Here is a 9,656-nt window from a genome sequence, read left to right as displayed (position 1 = left end):
GGCCGAGGCACTGCTGGCGGCCAGGCCAGGCGACAACCTCGGCCGGGGCGCCCTGCTCTGCCCCGGCGCCCAGCGCGTGGTAGACCAGCTTGCCGAGCGGCGAAAGAGCTGGCCGGTCGCGTACACCGCGGAAGATCTCCTAGCCACCTGGCGCGGTTCCGATCGCCTGCTGTGGCGCCTGCAGACCGGCGACGACCGCGACGGTGGTGCGGTCGCGTCGCCGGCGCTCGGCGGTGAGGCGCGTGAGGCGCCGCTCGCGGCTCTCGCGAGCCTCTGCGGCGGGGGATTCGGGCGTGGGCATGCGGATGGAAGGCCTTGTCTACGTCCGGGGTCAGTGTGCTAGACAAGTATACGCGCGCGCCCATGGATAGGGTGCACGCGGTTGGCGTACGGTCACCTCGTAGGGCGGTCGAATCGCTAGAATGTCTGAATCGGCGTCGACTTCCAGGGAGGTCTGCATGTACCGCTCGGCACGCTCGGACCGTCCGTGCGCATCAAACGTGGGCCTCGGCGTCGCGTGCGCACTGGTCGCAGTCCTCGCCCTGTCCGGCTGCAATCAGGCGCCGGCGCTGCTCAAGGTCGAGCTCGATGCGGCGGTCATGCCCGAGAAGCATCCGCAGGTGAAGCCAGAGGTCGCGTCGAACTGCCGCGCGTGCCACCGCGAGCAGCCGCCGGTCGCCAAGTAGCGCGACTCAGCCAGCGCGTGGCCGTGCGCATTCGCTCTCAAGATTCGGCCCGATTCCACCGATAAAGGGAGTGCGGGGGGAGCATCAGCGAACTCCGCTGACGGAAGCAGGCCCGCCGCCAAAGGACGCCCCTCCTCGGCGGCGGGAGCTTCTACCAAAACCGAGCCTCGACGTGGAAGCCACGCCGGGGCTCGATTGTGTCTTACGACGTCTGCCCGGTGAACGCGAAGCGCGCCAAGAGGAGCCCCGGCACGTAGACCGCGCCATCCTCGGTCCCGATGAATCGCCGATCGCGCGTCACACCCTCGCAGCTAGCCAGCGCCTCGACGGCGCTTTGCGTGAACCGCAGGTTCTTGAGGGGGCGGGTGAGTCGGCCGTTCTCGATGAGGAAGGTGCCGTCGCGCGTCATTCCGGTGAGCAGCACCGTGATGGGATCCTCGACGTTGACGTAGTGGAATCGCGTGACGTAGACGCCGCGCTCCACTCCGGCGATGAGTGAGTCGATCGACTCCTCACCAGCGGCCATCTCGAGGTTCATCGGCATGGGGCCGTAGGGGTTGGGCGCCGGCAGCGCGTGTCCCGTGTTCGCGACACCCAGCCTGGCCGCCCAGTAGGAGTCCGTGATCGGCCGAGTCGCGATGCCATGATCCACGAGCACCACCTTGCGCCGCGGCTGGCCCTCGAAGTCGAACGTGGTGCCCATGGCTCGCTTGGAGAGCGCATCATCGGTGATGGTGATGTGGTCGCTCATGACCTGCTCGCCGATGTGGCCGCTCATGAACGAGCGCCCCTCGTCGACCGACTTCGCCGAGAAGCCCGTGTACGCCAGGAAGTCCATGATGTCGGCGACCGCATCGGGCGCGAGCACCACGGTGTAGGTGCCGGGCGCAAGGTCGCCGGGGTTTGCGGCGCGCTGGGCGATGTCGGCAGCTTGCGAACCGATCGCCTCGGCGGCGAGGTTGGCAGCATCGATGTCGAGGAAGGAAGCCCAGCCGCTGCCGCTGTCGGGACCCATCGAGAGCACCGTCGCCTGCGCCTCCGTGAGAGCCTGCGCGACGTCGACGCCCAGCGTGCTGACGACGGAGATGGCCTGGTCGGAGCAGCGAACGGTGCCGGCCGCCGTGAGGCCGCGGCTACGCGACTGCGCGACGATGGCAGCCACCGCATCGGCGCGCGCATCCGCGTCGAATGCGCGGGTCGCCTCGGCCGAGCGGTCGATCATGCGCACGATGTCGGCGCCCGGCAGTCCCGGGAAGTCGGGGTCGTCGGGTGCGACGCGTGCGGCGCGCAGCGCGGCATCGCAGGCAGCGCGCAGCGACTCGTCGTCAAGCCGATTGGTGCCGGCGACACCCTGCCGCTTGCCCGCGACCGCGCGGATGGAGACCTGCGTGTTCTCCTCGGCGACGTTTTGGTGGACGCGGTTGTTGGCGAAGCGTGTCAGGGCGTCGGACTGCGACGTCACGAGCACCTCGGTGGCGTCGGCAGCCGACATCTTCATGACGCGACGGGCGAGCTCGCGTACTTCTTTGGATGAGAGCGCCATCAGCGACCCACTCCAACCTGGACGTCGCGGAACCGGGCGGGCGATGCGCCGTGCGCGACGTGGGCGACTTGGATCGGCTCACCCTTGCCGCAGTTGGGCAGGCCCCACACGCGCCAGTGATCGCGCGAGCACACGGCATCGCATGACCCCCAGAACTGCGGCGAGATGCCTGTGTAGTTGGGTGTCTTGACCATGCGGCCCAGCTCACCATTCTCGATCTCCCAGCCCACCTCGCACGCGAACTGGAAGTTCAGCCGCTTGTCGTCGATGGACCATGAGTTGTTCGTTTCGATGTAAAGGCCGCCCGGAGTGTCGGCCAGCAGCTCGTCGAAGTCCCAGGTGCCGGGTTCGAGCGAGATCGTCGTCATGCGGATGAGCGGGATGCGATTCCAGCCGTCCGCGCGCATGCAGCCGTTGCTCGTGCGCCCGAGCACGCCGGCGCTCTCGCGCGACGTCTGGAGGCCCGTGAGCAGCCCCTCGCGCACGATGTAGTCGCGCTGTGCCGGCACCCCTTCGTCGTCCCACCCGAAACTGCCGAGCGACCCTGCGACGGTGGCGTCCGCGGTGACGGTGACGTGCGTGGACCCGTACGTGAGCGATCCCACGTCGTCGAGCGTCACGAACGACGTGCCGGCGAACGCCGCCTCTTCGCCGAGCACGCGGTCGAGCTCGGTGGGGTGGCCCACCGACTCGTGCACCTGCAGCGCGACCTGGCTGCCGTCGATGATGAGGTCGCGCGTACCGGCCTCGACGAACGGTGCCTCGAGCAGCAGTGCCGCCTCGCGCGCCACGCGTGGCGCATTGCCGACCAGGTCGAGGCCTTCGATGAACTCCCAGCCGGCCTGCTCCCACCCGCCGCCATGCGACGTGGGATACGACCGCGTGACGACCTCGCCACCGCCTACGGCGAAGACGGTATAGCCGGCGCCGGATTCGATGAAGGACTGCTCGAGGCGCGAACCCTCGGTACTACCGAACCACTTGTGCTCGCGGTAGAAGCCGAGCTGCGACTGCGTGACAGTGACCTCGGGCTGCGCACGCAGTGCGGCATCTGTTGCGACAAGCAGCGCGATCTTGTCCTCGAGCGGCACCGTAAACGGATCGACGGCGCACGGACCGGTCCAGCTGCCGTGTTGCGGCGTAATCGGGGAGAGTTGGATCGCGGGCCCGGCGACCCGTGCCGATGCCTTGGCGATGGCAACCGCCTCGCGTGCGACGCGAGCGGCTTCATCGGCGGTCACGAGGCGCGACGAGGCGAAGCCCCATGCGCCGTTGCAGATTGCGCGCACGCCCAGACCGAAGCTGTCGGAGCGCTCGACTGCGTCGACGACCCCGGATGAGACGCGGACCTCCTCGCGAGAGGAGTCGACGATGCGGGCATCCGCATACGACGCGCCGGAAGAGAGCGCTGCGTCGAGCGCAGCAGCGATGATGTCGTTCACGTGGAGAAGCCCCCCAAACAGAAGTGACGAACGCGCAGGACCACAGCGTGCGCCAAGTACCTTACCGAGACCTTACCGAATTGTGCCGGTCACATCGCGGGCCCCCCGGGCTCCGCAGTGTTCAGACTAGCGTACCCCGCGAAGCGCGCTCGCGGTCGAGGACTGCACGCCCTTGATGGGGGCGGTGCGAGTCGTCCACGAGTAGCGGCGAACGCCTGCTATGTCGCTACGGTCGGCGAGTTTGCTGATCTTGACCACGTCGTTGCGCTTCGGTGCGTGGATGAAGTACCCACCGCCGATGTACATGCCTACGTGGTGGACCGGCGAGCCGAAGAATACGACGTCATTGGGCTGGATCTGCGAGACCGGGATCTTCTGCCCGCGCAGGAACTGGTAGCCCGAGTAGTGCGGCAGAGTCACGCCGTGCTGGTTGAAGACGTAGAGGATGAGTCCCGAGCAGTCAAAGCCGGACGGTGTCGCGCCACCCCAGATGTAGGGCACTCCGGCATACGCGAGGGCGGTCTCGACCGGGGTTCCCGGAGTCGCGACGATACCGGCCTTGTTGGCCCCGGCGAGTACGTCGTTGAGAAGTGTCTGAGACACGCCTTGCCGCTTCGCTGCTTCTGACTCGAGCATCTCGCGAACGTCGGCCTCGGCGGAGTCGAGAAGCGCCTGCTGCTCGTCGATGCGCAACTGGACTTCGACCTCGCGGGCCTTGAGCTCGAACGACAGCTCCTGCGACTTGGCCTGCGCGGCCTGAAGCTCCGCGAACTGTGACTCCATCAGATCGCGCTGCGACTTGAGGCCAGCGGCCTTGTTAGCGTCTGCGACCCCGACGGCGTTCAAGAACTTGAACCGGCTGATGAAGTCGCCGACCGACTGAGATTCGAGAAGTGTCGAAACCGCTGCCAGATTGCCGTCGCGGTAGATCGATGCGACTCGCTTGGACAGAATCGCATCCTGGATGACGAGCGCAGCGCGCGTGTTGTTCAGGTCGTTTTGTGCGACGTCGAGCTTGGCGGTCGTCTGCGCCAGTTGATCGGTGGCCAGGTTGTACTCTTCTGCCGCGATCTCAGCCTGATCGTCGAGCTCGTCGAGCTTCTTGTTGAGTTCATCGACTTGGGCCTGCTTCGCCGAGAGCTGCTTGGTGAAGCTGCCGGAAGACGCGGGCGCACCAAAAGCCGGGACGGCTGTCGCACAAAGCGCGACGACCACCACGACTGCCGCCATGAGGCGGGGCATCCCTGTCATGCGATCCCGGACCATCCACCGACCTTCCGAGAGCCCGCGCTAGTCACCTCTGTGGATAACTCACGACGGGCGAACGAATCCAACTCTGTACTTTACCACGTTTCTGCAGGTCAATCCACCCGCAGGCTCTTGTGTGTACAGGCACCTTAATGCAACTTCAATGCCGACTTTCCTCTCTGAGGATTCCACCGCGATGCAGGAATCGCGTGTCGGCGAGGTGTGGATTGTGTGGAGGTTTTCGCACAATGCCCAAACGGGTACCAACTGTCTCGGATGTAATGCCGGATCCACGGGGCCTCACGCCCTGAAGTGCCTGGATCGTCTTGCTCGTCGCGGGGGGCTGCGACGGTGTTGGGCGAAGTATCTGAGGGAGGGATATCACGTGAATCTGCAACGGAAGCAGTGGTTCTCCGTGTCCTTGGTGGTGCTCGCGCTGTGTGTCGCGCTGGCGCTGCCGGTTGCGGCATTCGGCGCGCCAGGTATGCCGCACCTGCGCACATGGGGCAGTAACGGCACGGGGTACGGTGAGTTCTCCTCTCCCTGGGGGCTGAGGATCGATCCGGCCGGAGGCGTCTGGGTCGCTGACTTGAGTAACAACCGGGTCCAGCGGTTCACGGCCAATGGAACATTCGTCGCGTCGTACGGCACGCCTGGTTCCGGGGCCGGGGAGTTCTCGGGCCCGAGCGACGTCGCCTTCGATTCGTACGGCAACTTCTACGTGGTCGATATGTACAACAACCGGGTCCAGAAGTTCTCCAATGACGGTGGCTACCTCTCGTCGTGGGGAGGGTACGGCTCATCGGCCGGACTCATGATGTATCCGGCGGCTATCGCCATCGACTCGTCTGACAACGTGTATGTCGTTGACACCAACAACGCCCGGGTCCAGAAGTTCGATTCATCGGGCAACTATCTGGGCGAATGGGGCGGGTTCGGAGCTGGCAATGGTCAGTTCACGGTTCCGTCTGGCATAGCGATCAACGCGCAGAACGTCATCTACGTGTCCGATCGCGCCGGGAACCGAATCCAGAAGTTCAATACGAGCGGCACGTTTCTAGGCAAGTGGGGTACGTCCGGGGCGGCCGACGGGCAGTTCAACGGAGCCTGGTCGGTCACGCTCGACCAGTCAGGGGCCGTGTACGTGTCCGACACGTACAACTACCGGCTTCAGAAGTTCACCGCCAACGGCGTCTTCGTTATGAAGACGATCAACGGCGCCGGCGGCCTGGACACGCCCGTCGGAATCGCGGCCACTCCTGCGGGAAACGTCCTGACCACCGATGTGACCGACTCTGACGTCAAGGAGTTCGGCGTTGCTCGGCAGTATGTGGGCGGCACCGTTGTGTACGACGGCACGGTGCAAGCCAACATCCTCGTCAGCGCATACAACGCATCGACTCACGCGTATGTCACGGCCGCGATGACGAAGCCCTCTGGGCAGTACTGCCTGTCCCTACCGGTCGGCATGTACCACATTCGATTCACGAGTGCGTCCTCGCCGTCATGGAATCAGTACTACAACAACAGCGTTGCCATCGGGAGCGCGATCGAGGTCGACGTCGTCTCGGGCGGCTACACGGCCGTGTCTACGGATCTGCGGTTCAACGCGCCCTCGACTCAGCGCATCTTCGGGCAGGTCCGCGACCACAACTACTCCGGTATGGGCGGCGTGAAGGTCACGGTCTATAACGGTGAGACGCACGCTGCGGTCCGCAGCGCCTATTCCGACGCGGGGGGCTACTACAGCGTCTCCCTCTCAGGTCTGGGTCCGAACTACTACCACGTCGGGTTCAGTGAGTGCAGTCCGGCGTCGTTCAATCAGTACTACGGCTTTGATATGGGCGAAACCTCCCTGGAGTCGGCGGCCCCTCTATGGGTCGACTACAACTGGGAGCGTGACCTCTGGGTCAACCTACAGCCTATCGGTGCAGCCGCATCGTACGTGCAGCACGTGTCTGACGGCCGCCTCTGGGTCCCCGAGGACGTGAAGCGCGATTCGCTGGGCAACGTGTATGTGCTCAACACCCAGAACCATCGTATCGAGAAGTACGACAGCAATGGCACGTGGCTCGCCCAGATCGGCGAGCATGGTTTCAACGACGGGCAGTTCCGCTACCCCAGGGCGTTCACCATCGACGCCGACGACAACATCTTGGTTGCCGACACCAGCAACAGCAGGATCCAGAAGTTCAACTCGTCCGGCGCGTTCGTCTCCGTGTTCGCCTACGTGTATGCGCCCGCCGGAGTCGCTGTGGACGCGGGCGGCAACGTGTACGCCGCCGCCGAGGACCACAACTTCGTGGTCAAGTTCGACTCGAGTGGTACGGAGATCGATTCGTGGGGCACCTACGGCGGAGACCCGGGATCGTTCAACTACCCCGGTCAACTCGTGGTCGATGGCGACGGTCACGTGCTGGTATGCGACCGTGGCAACGCACGCGTCCAGGAGTTCACCAATGACGGTACGCTGCTCGACGTCTTCGGCGGCTCCGGCACCGGCACCGGCCAGATGATCACGCCCACGGGCATCGCGGTCGACACCCATGGGCGCGTTCTGGTGTCCGATGGCCCGCTCAATCGCGTTCAGGTCTTCACAGGCGACCACGAGTACGAGGGTGTATTCGGCGTCTACGGCGGGGGTGCGGGAGAGTTCCACACTCCCTACGGGCTCTCGGTCGACGCAGCCGGCAACGTGTGGGTTGCTGACGGAGAGAACAACAGGATCGAGAAGCTCCGCCTGCGCCTCGCTGCGCCGAGCTACGTTCGCACCATCGGCTCGTACGGCTACGGTGACGGGCAGCTCAACTATCCCAAGGGCGCTGCATTCGACGCCGACGGCGATATCTGGGTGGTCGATCAGGACAACTCACGCGTTCAGAAGTTCTCCGATACGGGCACCTACACCGCGCAGTTCGGTTCGTGGGGAGAGAGCGCAGGGCAGTTCCGTGTGCCGGGCGCGATCAAGGTCGGCTCTAACGGCGACCTGTACGTCGTCGACTGCTGGAACCACCGTGTGCAGCAGTTCCATCCCGACGGCACGCACGTCAGGTCGTACGGCAGCTTGGGTTACGGCGGCAGTGGCACGCTCTACTATCCCACCGACGTCGCAGTCGATGGAGCAGGAAACGTCTACGTCACCGACCCGAACTACTCTCGCATCCAGAAGTGGGACGTCAACGGCACCTACCTCGGTCAGGTCGGTTCGTGGGGGAGCGGCGAGGGCTACTTCCAGTCCCCGGTGGGCGTGGCTGTGGATGAGTCGGACAACCTCTACGCTGTCGACGGAAGCAACTACAACATCCAGAAGTTCAGCAGCAGCGGAGCTTTCGTTCTGCGGTTCGGTGGCTACGGCTCCGGCTACGGCAACTTCGAGTTGCCCCAGCGAATCGACGTGGACTCGGATGGCTACATCTATGTAGGCGACTCGTACCTCAAGACGGTCCAGAAGTTCTTCCCCGACGGCGTGTTCGCAACGCAGTTCGGTTCTGTTGGGGAGAGCAACGGCTACTTCAACACTCCGGTCGGCATCGACGTCGATGCGAATGGTCGGATCCTTGTCGCCGATGACAACAACCAGCGCATTCAGATGTTTGCGACGCGCGAGTCGCTGTCCGGCCGCGTCACCAGTGGCGGAACCGCCCAGTCGCACGCGGTTGTCAGCGCGTTTGACGCGGTCACCCACGCACACGTGAAGGGCGTCTTCACCGACGCGGAAGGCTACTACGACCTTGGCATGCTGCCGATCGGCGAGTATCACCTGCGCTTCACCGGTACCGACCCCGTCGAGCTGGAGCAGTTCTACAGCCACGGTGTCAGCATCTCTGACGCGGAAACGCTCACCGTCTCCGCTGCCGGGCCGCTGTCCGTCTCGGCGGATCTCGTTCCGTTCCTCGTGCCGCCCACGATCAGTTCGTTCTCGCCGGGCTCCGCTCGGGTCGGGACTCGAATCACCATCGCCGGTTCGCACTTTGAGGATGCTACCTCGGTCAGCTTCGGTGGCGTGGATGTCCCGTGGGGAACGTGGATCTCCCTCACAGACAGCATCATCTGGGCCGACGTTCCTGCGGGCGCGGTGTCCGGCAAGATCACGGTCACCGGTCCCGGAGGTACCGCTGAGAGCGCAGGCACGTTCAACGTGATTCCCGCTCCGACGGTCTCGAGCTTCACTCCGGAGTCCGGTCCGGTCGGCACGATGGTCACGATCACCGGCGCTGACTTCGTCAACGTCAGCGGCGTGCAGTTCAACGGCACCGACGCGGCCACCTACACCGTGGTCGGCACCGGGACCATTCGCGCGACGGTCGCGGCCGGAACGACGACAGGTCAGATCTCCGTGTCGAGCGCCGGTGGCACCGGCACGAGCGCGGCCGACTTCACCGTGACGACCGCTCCGCTCACCCAGACGATCAGCGGTGTGGTGTCGAGCGAGGCCGGACCGATGAACCGGTGCGTCGTCACCGCGTTCACTGCCGACGGGCACACGTTCGTGAAGGGCGTATTCACCAACGCCAACGGCGAGTACTCGCTGTCGATTCCGGCGGGCACGTATCACCTGCGCTTCACCGGCACCACTCCGTCGAACCTGACGCAGTACTACAACCATGCCGTGCGCATCACCGACGCCGCGATCGTTTCGCTCGATCCGGGCGGCGCGATGACGGTGAGCACGAACCTGTCGCCTCAGTAGGCGACCGAGAACGACCTCAGGGTTTCTGAGGGGGGAACGAATGGAAG

At 64.9% G+C, this 9,656-nt stretch carries 6 protein-coding genes; 2 read left to right on the top strand and 4 right to left on the bottom strand.

Annotated elements, in window-relative coordinates:
- Positions 1–139 precede the first annotated feature (139 nt).
- Positions 140–301: a hypothetical protein gene (locus HGB10_04190; protein ID NTU71005.1), complete on the bottom strand. Its 162-nt coding sequence runs from the start codon at positions 299–301 to the stop codon at positions 140–142.
- 157 nt (positions 302–458) lie between these two features.
- Between HGB10_04190 and HGB10_04185 the strand changes: the two genes are divergently transcribed.
- Positions 459–686, top strand: a complete 228-nt coding sequence (locus HGB10_04185; protein ID NTU71004.1) for a hypothetical protein — start codon at positions 459–461, stop codon at positions 684–686.
- Between the two features lie 202 nt (positions 687–888).
- On the opposite strand, the gene HGB10_04180 is transcribed toward HGB10_04185, so the two are convergent.
- The 3 genes from HGB10_04180 to HGB10_04170 all read right to left on the bottom strand — a co-directional run bounded on the left by HGB10_04180 (position 889) and on the right by HGB10_04170 (position 4,901).
- On the bottom strand, positions 889–2,229 hold the full coding sequence (locus HGB10_04180; protein ID NTU71003.1) for a TldD/PmbA family protein: 1,341 nt from the start codon (positions 2,227–2,229) through the stop codon (positions 889–891).
- Complete coding sequence (locus HGB10_04175) at positions 2,229–3,671, bottom strand: TldD/PmbA family protein (GenBank protein ID NTU71002.1); 1,443 nt, start codon at positions 3,669–3,671, stop codon at positions 2,229–2,231. The genes HGB10_04180 and HGB10_04175 overlap by 1 nt, the downstream gene beginning before the upstream one ends.
- 126 nt (positions 3,672–3,797) lie before the next feature.
- Entirely contained in the window at positions 3,798–4,901 is a 1,104-nt protein-coding gene (locus tag HGB10_04170) for a hypothetical protein (GenBank protein NTU71001.1), read from the bottom strand.
- A gap of 403 nt (positions 4,902–5,304) precedes the next feature.
- Here HGB10_04170 and HGB10_04165 point away from each other — a divergent pair, with 403 nt between their 5' ends.
- Complete coding sequence (locus tag HGB10_04165; GenBank protein NTU71000.1) at positions 5,305–9,609, top strand: hypothetical protein; 4,305 nt, start codon at positions 5,305–5,307, stop codon at positions 9,607–9,609.
- The last annotated feature ends 47 nt before the right edge of the window (positions 9,610–9,656 follow it).

This window comes from Coriobacteriia bacterium (assembly GCA_013334745.1).
GTDB lineage: Bacteria > Actinomycetota > Coriobacteriia > Anaerosomatales > JAAXUF01 > JAAXWY01.
This window is presented reverse-complemented; position numbering and strand designations above follow the sequence as displayed.